General features: G+C 65.9%; 20 protein-coding genes and 1 pseudogene. 12 read left to right on the top strand and 9 right to left on the bottom strand.

Annotation, left to right across the window (positions count from 1 at the left end; translation table 11 throughout):
• The 6 genes and pseudogenes from pstC to DU475_RS12435 form a co-directional block, all read right to left on the bottom strand.
• Positions 1-292, bottom strand: a pseudogene (gene pstC / locus DU475_RS12410) (phosphate ABC transporter permease PstC); the annotation flags it as partial.
• Positions 293-512: 220 nt separating this feature from the next.
• Positions 513-1,523 (bottom strand): phosphate ABC transporter substrate-binding protein PstS, encoded by a 1,011-nt coding sequence (gene pstS / locus DU475_RS12415; RefSeq protein ID WP_164632315.1) that lies wholly within the window; start codon positions 1,521-1,523, stop codon positions 513-515.
• 149 nt (positions 1,524-1,672) lie between these two features.
• The gene (locus tag DU475_RS12420) at positions 1,673-3,019 is read right to left on the bottom strand and encodes an ATP-binding protein (RefSeq protein WP_164632316.1); all 1,347 of its coding nucleotides are present in this window, start codon (positions 3,017-3,019) and stop codon (positions 1,673-1,675) included.
• 3 nt (positions 3,020-3,022) lie between these two features.
• A complete protein-coding gene (locus DU475_RS12425) occupies positions 3,023-4,057 on the bottom strand; it encodes a lysylphosphatidylglycerol synthase domain-containing protein (RefSeq protein ID WP_164632317.1) in 1,035 nt (344 codons plus the stop codon).
• Between the two features lie 232 nt (positions 4,058-4,289).
• Positions 4,290-4,586, bottom strand: coding sequence for a hypothetical protein (locus DU475_RS12430; RefSeq protein ID WP_013504604.1), 297 nt, complete (start codon positions 4,584-4,586; stop codon positions 4,290-4,292).
• Positions 4,550-5,929 carry an OmpA family protein gene (locus DU475_RS12435; protein WP_246700315.1) on the bottom strand — a complete coding sequence of 460 codons (1,380 nt, stop codon included), beginning with the start codon at positions 5,927-5,929 and terminating at the stop codon, positions 4,550-4,552. The genes DU475_RS12430 and DU475_RS12435 overlap by 37 nt, the downstream gene beginning before the upstream one ends.
• Positions 5,930-6,083: 154 nt before the next feature.
• Here DU475_RS12435 and DU475_RS12440 point away from each other — a divergent pair, with 154 nt between their 5' ends.
• From DU475_RS12440 to DU475_RS12450, 3 genes are all read left to right on the top strand, one after another.
• Entirely contained in the window at positions 6,084-7,142 is a 1,059-nt protein-coding gene (locus DU475_RS12440) for a polysaccharide deacetylase family protein (protein WP_013504606.1), read from the top strand.
• A gap of 59 nt (positions 7,143-7,201) precedes the next feature.
• Positions 7,202-8,008 carry an SDR family oxidoreductase gene (locus DU475_RS12445; RefSeq protein ID WP_013504607.1) on the top strand — a complete coding sequence of 269 codons (807 nt, stop codon included), beginning with the start codon at positions 7,202-7,204 and terminating at the stop codon, positions 8,006-8,008.
• A 140-nt stretch (positions 8,009-8,148) separates the two neighbouring features.
• The gene (locus DU475_RS12450; RefSeq protein WP_283811127.1) at positions 8,149-9,147 is read left to right on the top strand and encodes a helix-turn-helix transcriptional regulator; all 999 of its coding nucleotides are present in this window, start codon (positions 8,149-8,151) and stop codon (positions 9,145-9,147) included.
• 7 nt (positions 9,148-9,154) lie between these two features.
• Here the strand turns inward: DU475_RS12450 and ugpB are convergent, their stop codons facing one another.
• Complete coding sequence (gene ugpB, locus DU475_RS12455) at positions 9,155-10,483, bottom strand: sn-glycerol-3-phosphate ABC transporter substrate-binding protein UgpB (RefSeq protein ID WP_164632318.1); 1,329 nt, start codon at positions 10,481-10,483, stop codon at positions 9,155-9,157.
• Positions 10,484-10,688: 205 nt separating this feature from the next.
• Between ugpB and DU475_RS12460 the strand changes: the two genes are divergently transcribed.
• The 9 genes from DU475_RS12460 (at position 10,689) to DU475_RS12500 (ending at position 20,873) form a co-directional block, all read left to right on the top strand.
• A complete protein-coding gene (locus DU475_RS12460; protein WP_013504610.1) occupies positions 10,689-12,770 on the top strand; it encodes a sensor histidine kinase in 2,082 nt (693 codons plus the stop codon).
• Positions 12,740-14,479 (top strand): ATP-binding response regulator, encoded by a 1,740-nt coding sequence (locus DU475_RS12465; RefSeq protein WP_013504611.1) that lies wholly within the window; start codon positions 12,740-12,742, stop codon positions 14,477-14,479. The genes DU475_RS12460 and DU475_RS12465 overlap by 31 nt, the downstream gene beginning before the upstream one ends.
• A complete protein-coding gene (locus DU475_RS12470) occupies positions 14,476-15,216 on the top strand; it encodes a response regulator (RefSeq protein ID WP_164632319.1) in 741 nt (246 codons plus the stop codon). Before DU475_RS12465 ends, DU475_RS12470 begins: the two co-directional genes overlap by 4 nt.
• Positions 15,217-15,450: 234 nt before the next feature.
• Positions 15,451-16,062, top strand: coding sequence for a sigma-70 family RNA polymerase sigma factor (locus DU475_RS12475; protein WP_164632320.1), 612 nt, complete (start codon positions 15,451-15,453; stop codon positions 16,060-16,062).
• 539 nt (positions 16,063-16,601) lie between these two features.
• The gene (locus DU475_RS12480) at positions 16,602-18,008 is read left to right on the top strand and encodes a cytochrome ubiquinol oxidase subunit I (RefSeq protein ID WP_142884110.1); all 1,407 of its coding nucleotides are present in this window, start codon (positions 16,602-16,604) and stop codon (positions 18,006-18,008) included.
• A gap of 22 nt (positions 18,009-18,030) precedes the next feature.
• Complete coding sequence (gene cydB, locus DU475_RS12485; protein ID WP_013504615.1) at positions 18,031-19,035, top strand: cytochrome d ubiquinol oxidase subunit II; 1,005 nt, start codon at positions 18,031-18,033, stop codon at positions 19,033-19,035.
• Positions 19,032-19,163, top strand: coding sequence for a DUF2474 domain-containing protein (locus tag DU475_RS12490; RefSeq protein WP_085977243.1), 132 nt, complete (start codon positions 19,032-19,034; stop codon positions 19,161-19,163). Before cydB ends, DU475_RS12490 begins: the two co-directional genes overlap by 4 nt.
• Positions 19,164-19,202: 39 nt before the next feature.
• On the top strand, positions 19,203-19,796 hold the full coding sequence (locus DU475_RS12495) for a L,D-transpeptidase (protein ID WP_425326997.1): 594 nt from the start codon (positions 19,203-19,205) through the stop codon (positions 19,794-19,796).
• Positions 19,797-19,838: 42 nt separating this feature from the next.
• Positions 19,839-20,873, top strand: coding sequence for an amino acid ABC transporter substrate-binding protein (locus DU475_RS12500; protein ID WP_047306996.1), 1,035 nt, complete (start codon positions 19,839-19,841; stop codon positions 20,871-20,873).
• 153 nt (positions 20,874-21,026) lie between these two features.
• Here the strand turns inward: DU475_RS12500 and DU475_RS12505 are convergent, their stop codons facing one another.
• Complete coding sequence (locus DU475_RS12505; protein WP_164632321.1) at positions 21,027-22,166, bottom strand: acyl-CoA dehydrogenase family protein; 1,140 nt, start codon at positions 22,164-22,166, stop codon at positions 21,027-21,029.
• A 155-nt stretch (positions 22,167-22,321) separates the two neighbouring features.
• The gene (locus tag DU475_RS12510; RefSeq protein WP_142884108.1) at positions 22,322-23,506 is read right to left on the bottom strand and encodes an acyl-CoA dehydrogenase family protein; all 1,185 of its coding nucleotides are present in this window, start codon (positions 23,504-23,506) and stop codon (positions 22,322-22,324) included.
• Positions 23,507-23,516: the final 10 nt, after the last annotated feature.

Below are 23,516 nucleotides of genomic sequence, written 5' to 3' on the forward strand. Positions count from 1 at the left end.
TCACAAGCGTGCCGTAGATCGGGCCGAGCGCGCCGAGTACCGGCGGGTCGTTGGCCGGCGCCCAGCGCGCGGTGGTCAGGAACGACAGGCCGAATTCCTGGATCGCCGGCCAGGCACCGACGAACAGCGACAGGATGATGCCGCCGAGGATCAGCAGGACCGAGATCGCGCAGGCGCGCGTGGCCCAATAGAATGTCTTGTCACCCAGCTTGAAGGCGCTCAGCGCCTTGGCGCGATCGAAAGGTCCGGCAGCCGCTTGCAACCCTGTAGTGTCCACCGCCATGTCCGCCACGCCATTTCCCCTTGTGCCGGTGCAGGTTACGACTTTCCGCGCCGCGTAGCCTGGAGATTTCAGTTTGTCAGGAATTGCCACGATCGCTCATCGTGGCACGCTGCGAACGTGATCGCGTTCGCGAAGGCCGAGCCGGAATTCAACCCGAAGGCTCGAGTTCCGGCGCGGCCGGCGGCGGCGCGATCCGCTGTCGGGACCGCGCCGCCTGGTCGTTCTGCGATCAGCTCTTGATCTCGGAGGCCCAGGTCTTCTCGACCTGCTTGACGACCGAGTCCGGCATCGGGACGTAGTCGAGTTCTTCGGCCATCTTGCCGCCCTTCTCGAACGCCCACTTGAAGAACTTCAGGGCTTCGGTCGAGGCCGCCTTGTCGGTCGCGTCCTTGTGCATCAGGATGAAGGTCGCGGCGGCGATCGGCCAGGACGCGTCGCCGGGCTGATTGGTGAGGATCAGGTAGTAACCCGGAGCCTTAGCCCAATCCGCGTTGGCAGCGGCGGCCTGGAACGACGCCATGGTCGGCTGCACGGTCTTGCCGGCGCTGTTGATCATCGACGCGTAGGTCAGCTTGTTCTGCTTGGCGTAGGCGTACTCGACATAGCCGATCGAGTTCTTGGTCTGGCTGATATTGCCGGCGACGCCTTCGTTACCCTTGGCGCCGACGCCGACCGGCCATTCGACCGCGGTGCCCGAGCCGACCTTCGACTTCCAGTCGGCGCTGACCTTCGACAGATAGTCGGTGAAGTTGAACGTGGTGCCCGAGCCGTCCGAGCGGCGCACGACGGCGATCGCGTCGGTCGGCAGCTTCAGCTTCGGGTTCAGCTTGGCGATCGCCGGATCGTTCCAGGCCTTGATCTCGCCGAGATAGATCTTGGCGAGGGTGGTGCCGTCGAGCACCATTTCGCCGGGCTTGATGCCTTCGATGTTCATGACGGGGACGATCGCGCCCATCACCATCGGCCACTGCGCCAGGCCTTCCTTCTCGAGCTGCTCGGGCTTCAGCGGCGCGTCGGTGGCGCCGAACGTCACGGTCTTGGCGATGATCTGCTTGATGCCGGCGCCCGAACCGATCGACTGGTAGTTCAGGCCGTTGCCGGTCTCCTTCTTATAGGCATCGGCCCACTTCGAATAGATCGGGAAAGGAAAGCTCGCGCCCGCGCCGGTGATGTCGGCGGCGAAGGCCGACGTCGACGCCGCAACCATGCCGGCCGCGACGATTGCCTTGATGAAATTCATGGGGAAGGTTCTCCATTCGTAAGCGAAGCGCTCCGCGCGCCCGACTGCGCTTACCCGCCCCGTCTACGGGCGGTCGGTTGACCTTTTATGAGGGTTTGATGACAGTCATGTGACTTGACTAAGCCGATGAACAAATTGAATTTTTCGGCTCAGGCCTGGGACTTTCCCCGGGGCAGACAGACGGTGAAAGTCGCGCCTTTTTTCAGCACGCTTTCGATCAAAAGCCGGCCGCGATGACGGTTAACAATATGTTTCACCAAGGATAATCCTAGCCCGGTACCGCCCTGGGATCGACTGTCGCCGACATCGACCCGGTAGAAGCGCTCGGTCAGCCGCGGCAGGTGCTCCGGGGCGATACCGGGTCCGAAATCGCGGACCAGCGCACGATACTCCGGCACGCCGTCGCCCGAGACCGAAGTCGTCACCGAAACGACGACGCGTCCGCCGGAGGCGCCGTATTTCAGCGCGTTCTCGATCAGGTTCTCGAACAGCCGCAACAGTTCTTCGCGGTCGCCCGCGATCGTCACCGGCTCCTCGGGCAGATCCAGATCGATCACCACCCGGCGCTCCTTCGCCAGCGGTTCGAGGCCGTCGGTGACCTGCTTGATCAGCGGCCGCAGATCGATCAGAGCGTCGGGCCGGACGTGCACACTGAGCTCGACCCGCGACAGCGACAGCAGATCGTCGATCAGACGCGCCATCCGGGTCGCCTGGGCGTGCATGATGCCGAGGAAACGTTCGCGCGCTTTCGGATCGTCGCGCGCCTGCCCCTGCAGCGTGTCGATGAAGCCCGATAATGCGGCGAGCGGCGTGCGCAGTTCGTGGCTGGCGTTGGCGACGAAATCGGCGCGCATCTCCTCGACCCGGCGTAGCGGAGTGAGATCGTGGAACGTCATCAGCATGCACTGGTCGGTACCGCCGAACGCGGTCGGTACCTCCACCGGAGCGATGATCAGTTCGAGCCAGCGCTCGATCGAGCCGTGATCGAGATAGGAGACGCGGCGCGGCTCGGACGTGGCGATCGCCTCGCGCAGCGCGGTGACGATCTCGGGGCTGCGCAGTGCGAACTGCGCCAATTCACGCACCCGCAGCGCCGGCGCCAGTTGCGCGGCCGCGGCGTTTAGATGAATCACGCGGCCGGCACGATCGAGCAGCACCGCCGGGTCCGGCATGCCGCCGACGATGGCGCTCACCACCGGCATTTCTACCGGACTGATGCCGAGAGTGTCGTCGATCGCATTGGCGCCGTCGTGCAGACGCCACGGCACCAGCGCCGCCGCGACGAGGCCGACGAAGGCGGCGAGCGCCGGCACGACCGCGAGGTCCGCGAACAGCACCAGCGCGGTGAGCGCCAGCACCGCGGCCAGCAGGATGATCGCCGCATGGCGGAGCCGGTCGGACCAATGCGTCAGCAGCGACGCCGGCGCGGCCGGCGCCGCGAATACGAGATCACGACCGGGGCGGGCTTGCTCGTCGGGCGCGGGGGCGGTGGTCATGGCTCAACCTGGTGAGGGATCTCCGCGCACCGGCTTCGGCTCCAGCGCTTCGCCCAGCGGGCGGACCCGCTTCGGCCTCGCACCGAGCACGATCTCCCGGATCGCGAGTACGAGGATCGATATCACGAACGGCACGATGTAGTACAGCAGACGGAACAGCAGCATGCCGGCGAGCAGCTCTTCCTTGTCCATCTGCCACAGGCCGACCAGCATCGCAGCGTCGAACACACCGAGACCGCCGGGCGAGTGGCTGGCGAAGCCGAGCAGAGTCGCCGACACGAAGATCACCGCGACCACGACGAAGCCGACATGCGGCTCTTCGGGCGTCAGCACGTACATCGCCAGCGCACAGAAGCTGAGGTCGACGATGCCGATCCCGATCTGCAGCAGCGTCAGCTTGCCGCCGGGCAGCGTCACCGTCCAACTGCCGCGCCCGACGCAACGTGGCTTGATCGACACCCAGGCGACGTAGACCGCCAACCCGGCGATGATTACCAGCGCAAGAACCCGATTGACCTCAGGCGGCAATTGATCGACCGCCGAGGCCGCTTCCGGATGATACGCCACGCCGAGGCCAAGCACTGCGGCATTGCCGAGCCAGAACGTCAGGCCGGCGAGAAAGCATACCTTGGCGACGTCGATCGCATCGAGTCCCCAGGCCGAGTAGATCCGGTAGCGCACCGCACCGCCGGTCAGCGCGCTGGCGCCGACATTGTGACCGATCGAATAGCTGGTGAAGGCGGCGAGCGCGTTGACCCGGTAAGGCACGTCGTCGCGCCCGATCGCACGGACGGCAAACAGATCGTAGAACGTCAGGGTGAAATAGCCGGCGGCGACGAACACCGCGGCGAGCGCAATCGAGCTCGGGTCGGTCTGGCTCATCGCATCGAGCACCCGGTCGGTGTCGATGCCACGGAGAATGTGATACAGAACATAGCAGGCGGCCGCGATGATCGCGATGCTGACCGCAACACCGAGTTTGTGCAGGATTTGCTTCTCGCGCAGAACTTTGATCGTCCTGCGTATTGCGATCCGCATCGAGACCTCGATCCCCTTCGCCGCGATCTACCCCTGGTGTTCCGGCACGTGTGCCGAACTGAGGCCGGCCGCCGGTCGTTGGTAGCGTGTTTTCCGGCCGAGTGGAATTCGGTCGACCCCCGAGGGCAGCTTTCGGCGTCTCGAATCCGGTTCGGCCGTCGGCTGCGACTTCGCCGTTATTGGCTTTCGCTGCAGCGCGGGACCTATCGTCGCAGCGACGCCGGTCACCAGCTCAGGACCGCTGCGATTGCCGCGCCACCACCCAATAGCGGAGCCACGAGCCGATGGCACAACCGATCAGATAGGCAGCCAGCATGGCCAGGAAAAGGTCGAGCCAGTAGCCGGCCCGGCCCGGAACCAGCCGCGCCAGCGAGAGCCCGAGCAGCACCGCAGCGATGCCGCCGATCCCCAGCAAGGCGTTCTTCGACAGGTCGGGTCCGCGATGCACCACCGAGATCCAGCCGACCGCGAAGCCGAGCAGCAGCGATCCGATCAGCCAGCCCCAGAAGAAATCCGCCAAAGCCACCATGCGGCACCTGACCACGAAGACGATCCGGCGCTTCCTCGCCTTGGAAGACGCTCGGGCGTCACGCCGGCCCGCACCATGTAGTCGACCACCGCGCGGGCGCGCTTTTCCGACAGCGACTGGTTGAAGGCGTCGTCGCCGTCGCTGTCGGTGTGGCCGGCGATCTCGATCCTGGCGTTGGGACAGCGCATCGCGGTCTCGATCAGCCGGTCCAGCAGACCGGCGGAATCCTTGGAAATCCCGGCGCTGGCGGAATCGAACTGCACGGTGGTCTTGGCCAGCAGGCCATTGAACAATTGCTGGCACACCGAGGCGTCCACCGGCGCCGCCGCCGGCTTGACCGAGAGGTCGGCCTTCACCGTCCAGCCCTGCGGCAGTTCCTTGTTGAGCCCGCCGCGGATCTGGCTCGCCGCGGCCTCGTAGAGCGCATCGCCGGACAGATGGATCTCCCGGTCCGACAGTACCAGGGTGCCGGTCGACAGCCGTGACAGCGCGCCCAGCGCCGTCACCGCGGCGTCGAGAAAGCCCTTCGGGGCGCCGACGCTGGCCTTGAGGTTATCGACCACCTTCTCGCCGAAGAACTTGCGGCCGGTGGCCGCGGCGAGCGCGGCATGCACGGCGTTGTCCGGAACATAGCCGTCGAGCGCGACCTGCCCGGCGACCGGATCCTTATAGGCGCGGAACACGTAGGGCGGTGCTTCGATCTCGTTGTCGCCGATCGTGTAACCATCGGGCAGGTTGCGCAGTGCCGCGGCGATCGACTCCCGGCCGCCGAGATCCCTGGCCATCCCCTTCAGCGCAACTTGCGTGCCGGTCAGGGTGATCCTACCCTGCTTCAACTTGCCGATCTGGTCGATCAGCAGCATCGCGGCGGCATCGAACCGCTGCGGGGCGCCGCGCGCCAGCGCCATTCGGTCGATCACCTCGACACCGCCGACCACCGACCGCGCGCCGTCGACCAGCCGGGTACGGCTCGCCGGCAGCGGCGCACTGCCGGTCAGCGTCACCCGCACCACATCGCGCTCGATCGACCACACATAAGGCGAAGCTTCCGGAACCAGTCTGGTCCGGTCGTTCACCAGACGAAGCCCCGGCACAGCCTCGACCGCGGACACCGCGGCGCGGCGCCCCTCCTCGGAGAACGCCTCGGCGGCCAGCGTGATGTCGCGGCCCGCTGCGGTGATTCTCGTCTTGTCGAGAACGGTGTCCTTAAGCACGGCCGTGGCGCGAGCGCCAAGGTCGGCTTCCACGGCCGGCATCGTCGTCCAAGCGGCGATCGCCCAGAGAATGACCAGCGGAATGGCGCCGGGCCACCATTTACCGCTGGAGCTGTAGAGTCCGCGCATTCCGCTTCCCGTGGATCAGAAGCAGAGAGAAATCAAACCGTTGGAAGGCTGTCAAACCCAATTCAAGGAAACAGCGCCCAAAGTTGCGCTTCCCATAACCGTTTCTTCAACCGTCGGCACCTATCATCGTGCGGAAATTGAGTAGCCGGGTTCGATGAAGCACTTCCGCCACAGCATGATCCGCGCCGGGCTCGAGGCCCTTTATTACACCGGCGCGCATCGGGTGCTGCGGCCGATCTTTTCGGGAATCGGCACGATCTTCATGCTGCACAACGTTCGTCCGGCTCGCGACGATCCGTTTCAGCCCAATCGCCACCTCGAAGTCACGCCGGACTTCCTCCGTGCCACACTGGCGCACCTACGGCAGCTCGAGGTCGACCTCGTCACCATGGACGAACTGTACCGGCGGCTCGACGCGCGGGATTTCAGCCGGCGATTCGCCTGCATCACGCTGGACGACGGCTATCGCGACAACCGCGACTTCGCGCTGCCGGTCTTCGAGGAGTTCGGCGCCCCCTTCACGGTGTTCGTCACCTGCGACTTCGCCGAAGGCACCGGACGATTGTGGTGGGTGACGCTGGAGCGGCTGATCGCCGCCCAAAGCCGGCTCGAAGTATCGATCGGCGGCCACGAGCTGCGCCTCGACACCGAAACGCCCGAGGCCAAGCAGGCGGCTTTCGACCGGCTGCACGATCTGCTGCGCAGCCTGCCGAATGGCAGCGATCTCGACGCTGCGATGACCGCGCTGTGCCTGCGCTACGACATCGACGAAACCGCTACGTCGCGTGAACTCTGCCTGCCTTGGGAGGAACTGCGCCGCTTCGCCGCGCACCCGCTGGTGACGATCGGCGCTCACGGCATCACCCACTGCATGCTGCGCCGACAGAGCGAACTGGTCGCGGCCCACGAATTGACCGGCAGCCGCGCCCGGATCCAGGACGAGTTGCAGCAAACGGTCGATCATCTCGCCTATCCGTACGGCGACAAAGCCGCAGCAGGGCCGCGTGAATTCGCGCTGGCCAAGGCGGCCGGCTTCAAGACCGCCGTGACGACCAGGCCCGGCATGATGTTCGCCGAATGCGCCGACCGCCTGACCGCGCTGCCACGCGTCTCGCTCAACGGTCTTTATCAGGACGACCGGTTGTTGCCGGTGCTGACTTCCGGCGCCGCCACCGCAATGTGGAACGGCTTCCGCCGTGTCGCTGCGGCGTGATTTCTTGACTCGCCCTCCCCGTCACCGCAAACAGGCGGCAAACACCCGAGGGAGGCGTCATGTTCAAGGATCTGTTCTCGCTGCAAGGCCGCGTCGCCTTGGTGACCGGCGGCTCGCGCGGCATCGGCAAGATGATCGCGGCGGGCTTTCTCGCATACGGCGCGACCCGGGTGTACATCACCGCGCGCAAGGCGGCGGTCTGCCAGGCGACCGCCGACGAACTCACCGAAATGTATCCCGGCGAGTGCATCGCGCTGCCGATCGACATCTCGACGATGGCCGGCATCGACACGCTGGCTGCGGAGATCAAGCGCCGCGAAACCAAGCTCGACATTCTGGTCAACAACGCCGGAGCCGCCTGGGCAGCCGACTTCGACGAATTCCCGGAGAGCGGCTGGGACAAGGTGATGGACCTCAACGTCAAGACCCCGTTTTTCCTCACCAAGGCGCTGGCGCCGCAGCTTCGTGCCGCCGCGAGCGCCGAGCAGCCCGGCAAGGTGATCAACATCGCCTCGATCGACGGCATCTTCGTCAATCCGCTCGAGACCTATCCTTACGCTGCGTCGAAGGCCGGGCTGATCCATCTGACCCGCCGGATGGCGGTGCGGCTGATCAAGGACCACATCGTGGTCACCGCGATCGCGCCGGGGCCGTTCGCCTCCGACATGAACAAGGCCGCGCGTGACGAAGCCGATGCGGTCGCCAAGCGCGTGCCGGCCGGCCGGATCGGCACCGACGAGGACATGGCCGGCACCGCCGTATTCCTCGCCTCGCGCGCCGGCGACTACGTGGTCGGATCGACCGTGACGGTGGACGGCGGCGTCGCTTTCGCCAACCCCGGCATCAAGGGCGACGGCTGGGCGTAAGCCGCCTCGCCTCGTCTCCCGCTGGGCGTGGCGGGAGAGGTCGCCTCCGATAGGGCTCCGCGGCTCCCCTGCGCGCTGACGCGCGCAGGGCCAGCTTCCGCGATGTTCCGTCCCACCCACGAAATTCTCCTTGTACTATAATGCATCGAACGGCAATCCATCGGATTGCTGGCGCTTTCGGCCGGCACTATCATTCCCCAAACAGCAGTGAATGGACCGAGATGGCCGAGCCAGACGATACCGACGCGAGCTTTCTGCTCGACCTCGGCCGCCATGTCCGAACCATGCGCGGGCGACGCGGGATGTCGCGCAAGGTGCTGGCCAAGGTCTCCGGCATCTCGGAGCGCTACATCGCGCAACTCGAAAGCGGCAAGGGCAACGTGTCGATCATGCTGCTGCGCCGGATCTCCGAAGCGCTGGCGACACCGCTGGAAGACCTGCTGCCGTCCAATGAAACGTCGGCCGACTGGCCGGTGATCCGCGATCTGGTGCGGCGCGCCACCCCGGTGCAGATCGCGCATGCCAAGGACGTGCTGTCCGGTCTCGGCCGGTTCGGCAGCGGTCCGGAGCGGAACGCGACCTTCCACGGCATCGCGCTGATCGGTCTGCGCGGCGCCGGCAAATCGACGCTGGGCAAGATGCTGGCCGACAGCATCGGCTGGAGCTTCGTCGAGTTGAACCGCGAGATCGAGCGGCAGAACGGGCTCTCGGTATCGGAGATCATCGCGCTCTACGGACAGGAAGGCTTCCGGCGCATGGAGCAGACCGCGCTGTCGCGGCTGCTCGCCCGCAACGAGCCGATCGTGCTGGCGACCGGCGGCGGCATCGTCTCCGAGCCGATCACCTTCGACCAGATTCTGACCTCGTTCTACACGCTGTGGCTCAAGGCCGAGCCCGAGGAACACATGGCGCGCGTGCGCGGCCAGGGAGATTTGCGGCCGATGGCCGACGACCGCGCCGCGATGCAGGAGCTGCGCACCATTCTGCAAAGCCGCGAGCCATTATACGCACGCGCGGCCGGCGTGCTCGACACTGCCGGGCTGACGATCGAGGCAGCCGCGCAGAAACTGGTCGCGATGGTGGCCCCGGTGTTGAACCGCGACTCCAATGTGTTCGGCTTGCGCAAGCCGGCGTCTTAGCCGGACTTCAAGGCTTCGTGCGCTCGAACTGCCGCAGCAGCTTGTTGCCGCGCTCCACCGCCGCATCCATCGCCGCCTGCGCGCTCTTGAGGCCGCGCACCGCCTGCTCGAACTCGTCTTCGATCGCCGCCCGCACCAGCACGAACGACCCCAGTCGCAGCCCGCGCGAATGCTCGGTCGGCGGCTTCGATGTCATCTGCTCGATCGAGATCGCGGTACCCGGATTGCGGTCGTAGAACCCCTGCGCGCGGGTGAGATCATAGGCTGCCTTGGTGATCGGCAGATAACCGGTGTGCTGGTGCCACGCCGCCTGAATCTCCGGCTTCGACAGGTAAGCGAAGAACTTGGCGGCGCCCTTGTATTCCCCCGCCGAACGGCCACGCAGTACCCACAGGGTCGCGCCGCCGATGATGGTGTTTTGCGGCGCATCGGCGACGTCCGGCCAATACGGCAGCCGGCCGTAGCCGACCTCGAACTGCGCATTGGCGAGGATGTCGGCGCGGGTCGCCGACGAGCCGATGAAGATGCCGCAATCGCCCTGCTGGAATCGTGGTTCGGCGGCGGTGGCGCGACCGCCATAGTCGTAGATCCTGGTCTTCTGCCAATCGGCGAGCTGCGCGACATGACGCACCACTACCGGATTGTTGAACACCAGGACGGCATCCAATCCGCCGAGGCCGTTCGACCGCGTCGCCAGCGGCAGGTTGTGATAGGCGGAGAAATTCTCGACCTGGACCCAGGACGGCCACGAGGTCGTAAAGCCGCACGCCGCGCCGGCCTCGACCAGCCGCTCCGCCATGGCGGCGAGCTCCGGCCAAGTGGTCGGCGCCGTCTCCGGATCGAGCCCGGCGCGCCTGAACAGCGTCGTGTTATAATACAGAATCGGCGTCGAGGCGTTGAACGGAAACGACAGCATATTGCCGTCGAGATCGGTGTAGTAGCCGGTGACGGCCGGCAGATAATCCGCGGGCGAGAATGCTTCGCGCTCGTCGCGCATCAATTCGTAGACCGGATAGACCGCACCCTTCGCCGCCATCATGGTGGCGGTCGCGATCTCGTTGACCTGCACGATCGTCGGCTGACTGGAGGAGCGGAACGCGAAGATCGCCGCGGTGACGGTCTGGGTGTAGTTGCCCTTGTAGGTCGGGACCACGCGGTAGTCGGACTGCGACGCATTGAAATCCGCCGCCAGCTTTTCGAGCTGCCGGCCGAGCTGGCCGGACATCGCATGCCACCAGGCGATCTCCGTGACGGCGCTGGCAGGGGCGATACCGGCGGCGGCCCAAACCAGTCCGGCGGTAGCGAGCTGCGCGAGTCTTCCCAGGATTCCGGCCATCGCCCGACGCACTCACTCCCGATAGCCATCGCCCAGGCTGATCTGCTAGCTTGGCAGGACTTCTCCGGTCCCGGCGACCGGGTCAACTGTATGGGATTGAACTTGCCGCTGTCCAGCCGAGCCGAGATCCCGCGCGCCGCCCCTGCACGCCCCCTGACGCGGCGGTCGGGGCATCCGGTCGTTGATCGGCACGAGGTCGACTGAGTTGGATCCGCTCGCCCCGCCCCTCTCGGAAGCCGAGCCGCGGCCGGACCGGCGCGGGCGCACCGGCCTCGTCGGCCTGGTGCGAGCGGTGCCGATCCGCTGGCGCATCCTGTCGATTGCGGCGCTGAATTCCCTGGTCGTGCTGGTACTCGTCAGCATGATCTGGAGCGGCACACGAGTGCTGCGCACCGCCTGGGATGACGTCCGCCAGGTGAGGGAATCCGACAAGATCCTGGCGCTGCTGGAAAGCGAAACCGGCCGGCTACAGAACCTCATCCACCGCTACATCAATCAGCCCAGCCCCGAACTGTTCGCCGAAATCCTGCTGCTGCGCGAAGCGGTGCTCGGGACGCTGACCAATCGCGCCTCGACCGATCCGATGCTGTCCGGCTCGGTGGAAGAGCTGGAGCGGGCCACCGAGCGCTTCCTCGGCGGCTTCGGCGATCTACGGGCGCTGCAGACCACGATCAAGGCGACCTACGAGAACCAGATCCAGGCTCCGGCACGCGACATCGCCGCCCTGTTCGCGGTGATCGGCGGCGCCACCGGCCAGCGCGACGCGCTGATCCTGCCGCCGCTCGGCCGTGCCCGCGAGGCGTTCACTGCCATGCTGGTCGCGGCGAACTCCTACTATCTGTCGCTGTCGCCGCAGGCCGCCGAGGACGCGCGACAGAATACCGAGACGATCGTCCGCACGATTCCGGTCATGACCGAGCTCGCCGACAACGATCTGCAGAAGATGGCGCTACAGAAGCTCGATCTGCGCACCGCGGCGCTGAGCGACGGCTTGCAGGAATTGACCGATCAGCTCGCCAAGCGCAGCGATCTGTTGCGCAACTCGATCGATGCCAGTCAGGCCGCCACCATCGCGGCGATCGACGCGCTGTCGGTGAAGATGCGTCAGCGCGAGCAGAAGGCCCAGGAGACGTTCGACCGCACCCTGACCGGAATATCGCGCAAGGTGCTGTCGATTGCGCTGATTTTCCTCGGCGTGATCATCACTGCCGGAATCGTCATCGCGCTCAGCATCCGCCTGCCGCTGCAGCAGATTCTGGCCGCGATGCACGCCATCACCTCGGGCAACTACGATCGCCGCGTCGCCGGGACCGAGGCGAGGGACGAGATCGGCGCGATGGCGCGCGCGGTCGAAGTGTTCCGCGAGAACGCCATCGACAAGCGCAAGGCCGAGAACGATCTGCGCGAATCCAAGGAAAAGGCGGAGAGCGCGCTGCTCGAACTGAAGACCGCGCAGCAGAATTTGATCGACGCCGAACGGCTGGCCGCGCTCGGCAGTCTGGTCGCCGGCGTCGCTCACGAGGTCAACAACCCGATCGGCATCAGCCTGACGGTGGCATCGAGCTTCGCCCGCAGGGCGACGACGTTCGAGAGCGAGCTGAAGGGAGACACCCCGCTGCGCCGCTCACAGCTCGACGAATTCGTGCGCTCGACGCGCGACGCCGCCCAGCAACTCGTCGGCAACCTGCAGCGCGCCGCCGAACTGATCCAGTCCTTCAAGCAGGTGGCGGTCGACCGGTCGCACGCCGAGCGCCGGCACTTCAACCTGCACGAGGCCACCGACCAGATCGTCGCCAGCCTGAAGCCGGTGCTCAAGCGCTCGCCGATCCGGATCGAGATCGACGTGCCGGACGGGCTGACGATCGACGGCTATCCCGGCGCCTACGGACAGATCCTGACCAATTTGTTCCTGAATGCCGCCAACCACGCCTTCCCCGACGGTCGGGCCGGATCGATCACCATCACGGCACGGTCGCGCGGAGCCGATGACGTCGAGGTGATCTTCACCGATGACGGCGCCGGCATGACACCGGACGTGCAACGCCAGGCGTTCGATCCGTTCTTCACCACCCGCCGCAACGAGGGTGGCACCGGGCTCGGGCTGCACATCGTTTACAATCTGGTGACCCAGCAGCTCGGCGGCCGGATGATGCTGGAATCAAGACTAGGACAAGGCACGACTTTTCGCATTATCATGCCCAAAACCGCCACCGGCGGCGCGGCGCCCACCGACCCGCCCATCGACGGAAACCTGCAATGGCCGACCAGGACGATATCCTCGAGCTGATCGAAGACAGCGATTCGGCGCCGGAGGCATCGGACACGCGGAAATGGAAGATCGCGGTGATCGACGACGATCTCGCGGTTCACGACGGCACCCGCTTCGCGCTGAGCGACTACAGCCTCAACGGCCAGGGGCTGGAAATCCTGTCGGCCTATTCGGGCGCCGAGGGCCGCGACCTGATGCGGGCCAATCCGGACATCGCCGCGGTGCTGCTCGACGTCATCATGGAGACCGACGCGGCCGGGCTCGACCTGGTCGAATTCATCCGCAACGAACTGAAGAACGAGACCGTCCGCATCATCCTGCGGACCGGCCAGCCCGGCCAGGCGCCGGAGCGCCGCGTCATCGTCGACTACGACATCAACGACTACAAGGCCAAGACCGAGCTGACCGCCGACAAGCTGTTCACGTCGCTGACCGCGGCGCTGCGCAGCTATCAGCAGCTCGAACGGATGGTGCAGACCCGGCGCGGCCTGGAGATCATCATCGACGCCGCCTCGACGCTGTACGACTTCAAGTCGATGCAGCGGCTCGCCGAGGGCGTGCTGACCCAGCTCGCCTCGCTGCTCAATGTCGATTGCGCCGGTATTTTGGTGCTCAGGGATTGCGGCGAGGATCTGTCGGTGCTGGCCGGCTCGGGGTGCTACAGCCGCTTCATCGGCACCACGCGCAACAGCAATGCGCTCGATCCGGATCTGCGCCAGATGGTCGAGGAGGCGTTCCGCCGCCGCAAGCACGAATTCGCCGACCATCGCACCGTGCTCTACATACGCACCGGCAGCGGCCGCGAAGTGGTGGTGCTGTTGCAGGCCGAGCGCGAACTGTCCGACACCGACCGCTCGCTGGTCGAGATCTTCGGAAGCCGGCTGTCGATCGCGTTCGACAACGTCATTCTGTATCGGCAGTTGCACGAGGCCAATACCCAGCTCGAAGATCGGGTGGCACAGCGCACCCGGGCGCTGACCCAGGCCAACCGCCGGCTGTCGACGCAGTGGCTGCGGCTGCAGCGCGCCAATGCGTTCAAGAACGAGATCCTCGGCACCGTCGCCCACGATCTGAAGAACCCGCTCGGCGTCATCCTCGGCCGCACCGAGATGCTGACCGAGCTGATCGGAGCCGAAGCCTCCAAGGATCACGTCATCGCCCAGGTCGACCACATCCGCGACGCCACACGGCGGCTGACGCTGATGGTCGATCATCTGATCTCGGACGCCATGGCGGATGCGTTCGACATCTCTATCCGGCGCGAGGCGGTCGACATCGCCGCGCTGGTCGGCGAGGTCGCCGAAGCCAACCGGCCGATGGCCCAGAACAAGCAGCAGGTGATTTCGGTATCGACGCCCGAGGCGTGCACCACGATGTGCGACTCCGACCGGATGCGCGAGGCGATCGACAATCTGGTCAGCAACGCCATCAAATACAGTCCGATCGGCGGCAACATCGCCCTGCAGGTCGACAGCGACGACGACGGCACCGTGATCCGCGTGACCGACGAGGGCGCCGGCCTGTCGCCGGAAGATCTCGGCCGGCTGTTCGGCCGGTTCCAGCGGCTGTCCGCCAAGCCGACCGCCGGGGAGAGCTCGACCGGGCTCGGATTGTCGATCGTCAAGAAGATCGTCGACATGCATGGCGGCGAGATCGTCGCCGAAAGCCCCGGCCCGAGCCAGGGCGCGACCTTCACCATCATCCTGCCCGCAGCGTCGATGTCATGAGCCAGAATCCGCACATCATCGTCGTCGACGACGAAGCTCCAGCCCGCGAAATGGTCGGCGACTATCTGAAGATGCACGGCTTCGCCGTGACGCTGTGCGACGGCGGCAGGAGCCTGCGCGCCGAGATCGCCGTCAAGCTGCCGGACCTGGTGGTGCTCGACCTCAACATGCCGGAGGAGGACGGTCTGTCGATCATCCGCGACCTCAAGGCCAAGTCCAACGTGCCGGTGATCATGCTGACCGCCACGGCCAGTCCGATCGACCGCGTCGTCGGTCTCGAGCTCGGCGCCGACGACTACGTCGCCAAGCCGTGCGAGCTGCGCGAATTGATGGCTCGCATCCGCTCGGTGCTGCGCCGCGCGGCGCCGCCCAAGCCGGCCGCTGCAGAACCGGCGAGCGCCCCGAAACCGGACACCACCCAGCTCGTCCGGTTCGGCACCAAATGGCTTGATCTCGAAGCGCAGGCGCTGCGCGACGACGATGGCAACGAGCATCCGCTGACGGCGTCGGAATTCGGGCTGCTCAAAGTGTTCGCCGCCAATCCGAAACGGGTGCTGTCACGCGAGCGCCTGCTGGAGCTGGCGAACGCCCGCCATGCCGAAGCGTTCGACCGCGCGGTCGATCTGCGGATCATGCGGATCCGGCGCAAGATCGAGCCCGACCCGACCAAACCGGCGGTCATCCGCACCATCCGCGGTGGCGGCTATTTGTTCTCGCCCGCCTCCGAGCGGGCCTGATCGTCCTCGCCCGCCCCCCGCGCGGGCCTGAGGCTGCTCGTCGCCCCGCGGCACGGCTGCGGTAGGACGCCTCCCCTGTCGTTCCGACCGATTGTTTCGTCGCCGGCCCGGGCACGAAACATTTTCAGCATGGCACGAAACCATTTTTGGCACCGGCGCAGACCTCCTGAAACGGTAGCTGGCTAGTAGTTCTCCCAACACGCCGCGGGGGAGCGCGGCATAAGGGAGCTCGTCATGCAGAACGTCATTGCGCTCAACGACGCCGGCCGCCTGGGCATCCTCGCCGCCAGGGCCACGAGCGATGAAATGCTGCTCGCCAGCATTGCGGGCGGTGACCGGACTGCGATGCACACTCTGTACGCCCGGCACAATGTGCGGGTGTATCGTTTCATCCTGCGGATGGTGCGCGATGCCGCCACCGCCGAGGATCTGGTCAGCCAGGTGTTTCTCGACGTCTGGCGGACCGCCCGGCAGTTCGAAGGCCGCGCCCAGGTGTCGACTTGGCTGCTGTCGATCGCCCGCTTCAAGGCGCTGACCGCGCTTCGTCAGCGCCAGCACGAGGACATCGACCAGGACGACGTGCTGGAAATCGCCGACGGCTCGGACTCGCCGGAGACCGCGCTCGACCGCAGCCGCACCGGCGACATCCTGCGTGCCTGCATCGCCAAGCTGTCACCGGCGCATCGCGAGATCATCAATCTGGTCTACTATCATGAGAAATCGGTCGAAGAGGTCGGCCGGATCGTCGGCATCCCGCAGAGCACGGTGAAGACCAGGATGTTCTATGCCCGCAAGCAGCTCGCCGAACTGCTCAGGCGGCACGGCGTCGAAAGCCTCGCGGCCTGATGTCGCGCCATCCGCCCGGCGTCCCGCGATGTCCCCGCGCCGCTTGGTCGCAGAAGAACAATTTGGAGCGGTTCTGATTCGCCGCCCTCGTGCCACGATGTGTTGATCACTATACTCATCACAGCGACGTCACGAGCCGGCGAACGGAACAATTGAAACGATCGACGACATCGAACGGAAAGATCGAGTTGTTAGGCTGATCCTCGTCGATGTGGCGGTCACCCGATCGAGCATCGCACGACAGCGAAATTCCAAAAGCCTCCGACCCCCCAATCGCAGGCCTCCAAGGGACCCGGACGAGATGCCCCCTCGTCCGGGTTTTCGCTGTGACCCGATCCGGATACGCCACATCCGCGGTGCGTTGCGTTGACGCAGCGCTGCGGCAGCGACCGCGTAGGAACAAATCGATCGACGATCAATTGAGCTGCACCGTCGCGGAATTGTTAACCGCCGCTGTCTAGGCATCGTTGCACTGCGGCGATACAGTTCCATGCGATGCTGCAGGCATCATTTTTCCGTCACTTCTGCGGGTCGGTGGAATGTTCGAAAGTCTTGATCCGGTCGTACTGGCGCGCATCCAGTTCGCCTTCACTGTCTCGTTCCACATCATCTTCCCCGCGTTCTCGATCGGCCTGGCGAGCTTCCTCGCAGTGCTGGAAGCGCTGTGGCTTTGGACCAAGCGCGAAGTCTTCATCAATCTGTTCAATTACTGGGTGAAGATCTTCGCCATCGCGTTCGGCATGGGCGTGGTGTCCGGCATCGTGATGTCCTACCAGTTCGGCACCAACTGGTCGGTGTTTTCCGACAAGACCGGCCCGGTGCTCGGCCCGCTGATGGCCTACGAGGTGCTGACCGCATTCTTCCTCGAGGCGGGATTTCTCGGCGTGATGCTGTTCGGCCTCAAGCTGGTCGGACCGCGGCTGCATTTTCTCGCCACGCTGATGGTGGCGATCGGCACCCTGATGTCGGCATTCTGGATTCTATCGGCGAACTCCTGGATGCATACGCCGGCCGGCTACGCCATGAACGATGCAGGACAATTCGTCGCCACCGACTGGTTCGCGCTGATCTTCAATCCGTCGTTTCCGTACCGCCTGGTGCACATGGTGCTGGCGGCCTACCTCACCACTGCGCTGGTGGTCGGCGCGGTCGGGGCCTATCACCTGCTGAGCAACACCCGGCAGCCCGGCGCGCGCACGATGTTCTCGATGGCGATGTGGATGATCGCCGTGGTGGCGCCGATCCAGATCTTTGCCGGGGATCTGCATGGCCTGAACACGCTGGAGCACCAGCCCGCCAAGGTGATGGCGATGGAAGGCCATTATCAAAGCCATCCCGACGGCGCGCCGCTGATCCTGTTCGGGCTGCCGGACCAGGACGCCGCGGTGGTGCGCTATGCGCTCGAGATCCCCAAACTGTCGTCGCTGATCCTGAAGCACTCGCTCGATGCGCCGCTCCCCGGCCTCGACACCGTGCCGCGAGAGGACTGGCCGCCGGTGCCGATCACCTTCTGGTCGTTCCGGGTGATGGTCGCGCTCGGCTTCCTGATGCTCGGCCTCGGCCTGTCGGGCCTGTGGCTGCGCTGGCGCGGCCGGCTGTTCGAATCGCGACCGCTGCACCGGTTCGCGCTGGCGATGGGCCCGGCCGGCTTCGTCGCCGTTCTGGCGGGCTGGGTCACCACCGAAACCGGCCGCCAGCCGTTCACCGTGTTCGGACTGCTGCGCACCACCGAATCGGTGTCGCCGCTCGCCGCACCGGCCGTCGCGTCCTCGCTGATCGCCTTCGTCGTGGTGTACTTCGCGGTGTTCATCGCCGGCGCCGTGTACATCTTGCGATTGATGGCGCATCCGCCGCACCACGGCGAGGAAGGCCCGCGCGGCGACATGCCGGAACGCGCCGCCGGCATCACGCCGGCCCCGGCGATCGCCACCCGCAGATTCAGTTGAGCAGCAGGATTCGGTTGTGACCATGGCTTACGACGTCGCGACGATCTGGGCTTTCATCATCGCCTTTGCGGTGTTCGTCTATGTGGTGATGGACGGGTTCGATCTCGGCCTCGGCATCCTGTTTCCGCTGTTTCGCACCAAGCGCGACCGCGACGTGGTGATGAACAGCGTCGCCCCGGTGTGGGACGGCAACGAAACCTGGCTGGTGCTCGGCGGCGGCGGACTGTTCGCGGCCTTTCCGCTGGCCTATGCGGTGCTGATGCCGGCGCTGTATACGCCGATCATCGCGATGCTGCTCGGCCTGGTGTTCCGCGGCGTGGCGTTCGAATTCCGCTGGCGGACGCAGCGCGAACGCAACCGCTGGGATCTGGCCTTTTTCCTGGGCTCGCTGATCGCCACGCTGGCACAGGGAATCGCGCTCGGCGCGCTGCTGCAAGGCGTCGCGGTCGAAGGCCGCGCCTATGCGGGCGGGTGGTGGGACTGGCTGACGCCGTTCAGCCTGCTCACCGGCGTCGCGCTGGTGATCGGCTACGCGATGCTCGGCGCCACCTGGCTGGTGATGAAGACCACCGGCGATCTGCGCGAGACCGCCTACCGGCTGAGCCGCTGGCTGCTGGCCGCCATGATCGTCGCGATCATCGCCGTCAGCGCCGCGACGCCGTTCCTCAGCTATGATTACTCGGAGCGCTGGTTCGCCTGGCCGAACGTGCTCGCCACCGCGCAGGTGCCGCTCGCTGTCGCCATCGTCACCGCGCTGCTGTTGCGGGCGCTGGCGCAGCGCCGCGACTACCAGCCGTTCCTGCTGACGCTGTGCCTGTTCGCACTGTCCTATGCGGGCCTCGGCATCAGCCTGTGGCCGTATGTGGTACCGCGCAGCATCACCATCTGGCAGGCCGCGGCGCCGGAGAACAGCCAGATCTTCATGCTGGTCGGCGTCGCCATCCTGGTGCCGATCATCCTCGCCTACACCGCGTGGGCCTATTGGGTGTTTCGCGGCAAGGTCGATCCGGAGAGCGGCTATCATTGACCGGCCCCATTGAACCTCGACGCCCGGTGTCGCGACGACTGCTGTGGTTCGTGGCGCTGTGGCTGGCCGGCGTCGGCACCGTGACGCTGGTCTCGCTGCTGCTGCGGTTGTGGATCGCGCCGGGCTGACGTGGTACACAGCCTGCGGTGTTTCGCGATGGGGGTCTCATGAGAATGCCGCGTTGGATCGGCCGGCTCGCCACGGCGGCGGCCCTGATCACGTTCGTCTCGGTACCGAGCTACGCGCAACAGCCCGACGTCGGCGACGAGCCCGGGCTGATCGCAGACGACGGCTACGTGCTGCCGCCGGAATGGCGCAAGCAGATGGTATATTACCGCAGCACGGAGGCGCCCGGCACCATCATCGTGCAGACCTCGGAACGTTACCTGTATCTGGTTCAGGGCAACAACCGCGCGCTGCGCTACGGCATCGGGGTCGGCCGCGAAGGCTTCCAGTGGCAGGGGCTGCTGAAGATTTCGCGGAAAGCCGAATGGCCGGACTGGACCCCGCCGCCGGAGATGATCCAGCGTCAGCCCTATCTGCCGCGCTTCATGGCCGGCGGCCCGGGCAACCCGATGGGCGCTCGCGCGATGTATCTCGGCTCGACGGTGTATCGCATCCACGGCACCAACCGCCCCGACACCATCGGCACCGCGATCTCGTCCGGCTGCTTCCGGCTGGTCAACGCCGACGTGATGGACCTGTACGACCGCGTCCCGGTCGGCACCAAGGTGGTGGTCCGGCAGAAGCCCGAGCTGTAACGCACCCCGCCTGCCTACTGTTCTCATTGCGAAAGACTCAGCATGTTCAAACGGACGTTTCAGACCGGGCTCGCCCTCGGGCTCGTGGTCGCGGCGGGAATCGCGGCTGCCGCGGTCACCTATGAGCGCTACGACACCAAGACGCTGAAGCGCACCATCCGCCGCGACGCGGTGCTGTGCGGCGTCAACAAGGGTCTGCCCGGTTTCGCGACCCCGGACGACAAGGGCAACTGGACCGGCTTCGACGTCGACTTCTGCCGCGCGGTGGCGGCGGCGATCTTCGACGATCCGACCAAGGTCAAATTCCTGCCGCTCGACGCCAACGAACGGTTCAAGGAATTGCAGAGCCGCAAGGTCGACATCCTGTCGCGCAACTCGACCTGGAGCATGTCGCGCGAGACGAACTACGAGCTGTATTTCCCGGCGGTCGCCTATTACGACGGCCAGGGCTTCATGGTGCCGGCCTCGCGCAAGATCGACAGCGCGGTCGAACTCGACGGCAGCAAGGTCTGCGTCCAGAACGGCACCACCACCCAGCTCAACCTCGCCGATTACTTCCGCACCAACAACATGACCTATCAGGAGGTCAAATCCGAGAAGTTCGACGACGTGGTGAAGGCCTACAAGGACGGCCAGTGCGACACCTTCACGGCCGACGTGTCGCAGCTCTACGCGCTGCGCAAGACCTTCGCCAACGCCGGCGACCACGTCATCCTGCCCGACGTCATCTCCAAGGAGCCGCTCGCACCCGTGGTGCGGCAGCGCGACGACGATTGGATGATGATCGTGAAGTGGACGCTGTACGCGATGATCAACGCCGAAGAGCTCGGCATCACCTCGCAGAACATCGACGAAGCCCTCAAGTCGAAGAAGCCGGACGTGATGCGCCTGGTCGGCACCGAGGGCGCATTCGGCGAGGATCTCGGCCTGTCGAAGGACTGGGCCGCCCGCATCGTCCGCCATGTCGGCAATTACGGCGAAGTCTACGACCGCAACGTCGGCAAGCTCGGCATCCCGCGCGGCCTCAACCAGCTCTGGAGCAACGGCGGCATCCAATACGCCCCGCCGATCCGGTAACAAACCGCGCCATCGTCATTCCGGGGCGCGCGCAGCGCGAGCCCGGAATCTCGCGGTTCAGGGCGAGATCTCAAAACAATCTCGGGATTCCGGGTTCGCGAGCTAACGCTCGCGCCCCGGAATGACCACGAAAGCGTCCTGACGAAGGGAAGCTCAATACTTCTTCCACTCCGCCAGTGCTTCGGTGTGGTAGGCGCTGTCGCCGAACAGCTCCTGCAGCACGCGGCCGCGCTTCATGAACAGGCCGATATCGAACTGATCGGTCATGCCCATGCCGCCGTGCATCTGCACACCTTCCTGCACTGCGAGCGTGGTCACCGTACCGGCCTTGGCCTTGGAGACCGCGACCGCGAGGCGCGCCTGCGCCGCGTCGGCATCGACCGCCTGCAGCGCCTTGAGCACGGCGGCGCGCAGGATCTCGATCTCGGTGTAGAGATGTGCGGCGCGGTGCTGCAGCGCCTGGAATTCGCCGATCAGCCTGCCGAACTGCTTGCGCTCCTTGAGATAGCTCACCGTCCGCCCAAACGCCTCGTCGGCGACGCCGAGCATTTCGGCCGCGACGGCAGCGCGGCCGACGTTGAGCACCGCCTCGAGCAGCGCGCCACCGCGATCGACCTCGCCGAGTACCTGATCGGCATTCACCTCGACGTCGTCGAAGCCTATCCGCGCCGCATTGTGCGCGTCGACCATCACGGTACGCTCGATCGCAACGCCCTTGGCCTTCGGGTCGACCAGGAACAGCGTCAGACCGTCGGCCTCGCCGGGCTGGCCGCTGCTCCGCGCCGCGACGATCAAAAGGTCGGCGACGTGGCCGTCGACCACCAGCGCCTTGTCGCCTTTCAGCTTGAAACCGTTGCCCGCGCGCGTCGCGCTCAGGGTGATGCGCGACGGCCGATGCTTGGCGCCTTCGTCCACTGCGAGCGCGGCGATCAGCGAGCCGTCGGCAATCTTCGGCAGGTAGTTCTTCTTCTGCGCGTCCGAGCCGCCGCGGACGAGTGCGGAAGCCGCCAGGATCGCGGTCGACAGCAACGGCGACGGCGTCAGGTTACGGCCGATCTCCTCCATCACCACGCCGGCCTCGACACAGCCGAGCCCGGAGCCGCCGAATTCTTCCGGCACCAGCAGGCCGGCGAGGCCCATCTCGGCAAAACTCTTCCAGAGGTCGCGGGAAAAGCCGGTGGCGTCACGCTCGTCGCGCAGCTTGCGCAGATGAGCGACCGGCGCCTTGTCGCCGATCAGCCCGCGCGCGGAGTCGCGCAGCATGGTTTGTTCTTCGGTGAGGACGAGAGCCATGGGTGAGGTTTCCGATCAGATCAATGATGTTGCAACGATACGAGGACCTCATGGTGAGGAGGCGCGCGCAGCGCGCCGTCTCGAACCATGAGCGCCGCGGCCCCTCATCCTTCGAGACGCGGCCTGACGGCCACTCCTCAGGATGAGGACGCCTACTAAGCCCCCGGCAGATCGAGGATGCGCTTGGCGACGATGCCGAGCATCACTTCGCTGGTGCCGCCTTCGATCGAGTTGGCCTTGGTGCGCAGCCAGGCGCGGGCGCGGGCGCCGTCGTGGCTGCGCACGCTCTCCCACTCCAGCGCGTCGATGCCGCCGGCCGACATCAGGATCTCGTGGCGGCGCTTGTTCAGCTCGGTGCCGTAGTACTTCATCGCCGACGAGAACGCCGGATGCAGTTGCCCGGCCTTGGCGAGATCCACCGCCCGCTCCGCCGCACAGGCGAGCGCCGCCTCGTCGACATCGAACGTGGCGATCTGGCCGCGCAGGATCGGATCGTCGAGCCGCCCCTGCGCGTCGGTGCCGAGCGAATCCGCCGCGACCTGGCCGAGCGGCCGGCCGCCGTCACGGCCGCCCATGCCGGAGATCATTGCGCGCTCGTGCTGCAGCAGATACTTCGCCACATCCCAGCCGCGATTGATGGTGCCGACGACGTGCGACTGCGGCACCCGGACATTGTCGAAGAAGGTCTCGCAGAACGGCGACTTGCCGGAGATCAGCAAAATCGGCTTGGTGGTCACGCCGGGCGACGTCATGTCGAACAGGATGAAGCTGATGCCGTCGTGCTTCTTGGCGGCCGGATCGGTGCGCACCAGGCAGAAGATCCAGTCGGCGTAATTGGCGTAGGACGTCCAGATCTTCGAGCCGTTGATGATGAAGTCGTCGCCGTCCGGCACCGCGCGGGTTTGCAGCGAGGCGAGGTCGGAGCCGGCGTTCGGCTCGGAATAGCCCTGGCACCAGCGGATTTCGCCGCGCGCGATCTTCGGCAGGTGCTCGGCCTTCTGCTGTTCGTTGCCGTATTTCAGCAGCGCCGGCCCAAGCATCCAGATGCCGAACGACGACAGCGGCGGGCGCGCGCCGATCGCGGCCATCTCTTCGCGCAACACCTTGTGCTGGGCGCCGTCGAGCCCGCCGCCGCCGTATTGCGTCGGCCAGTCCGGCACGGTCCAGCCCTTGTCGCGCATCCGCTCGAACCAGACCTTCTGCGCCTCGGAGGCGAATTTGGCGTTGCGGCCGCCCCAGAAATTGTCCTCGTCGCCCTGCATCGGCGTGCGCATCTCGGCGGGGCAATTGGCCTCCAGCCAGGCGCGGGTCTCTGCGCGGAATGTATCGAGATCGGTCATGCGGTTTCCA

The sequence above is a fragment of the Rhodopseudomonas sp. WA056 genome (genome assembly GCF_010906995.1).
Taxonomy (GTDB): Bacteria; Pseudomonadota; Alphaproteobacteria; order Rhizobiales; family Xanthobacteraceae; genus Rhodopseudomonas; species Rhodopseudomonas palustris_G.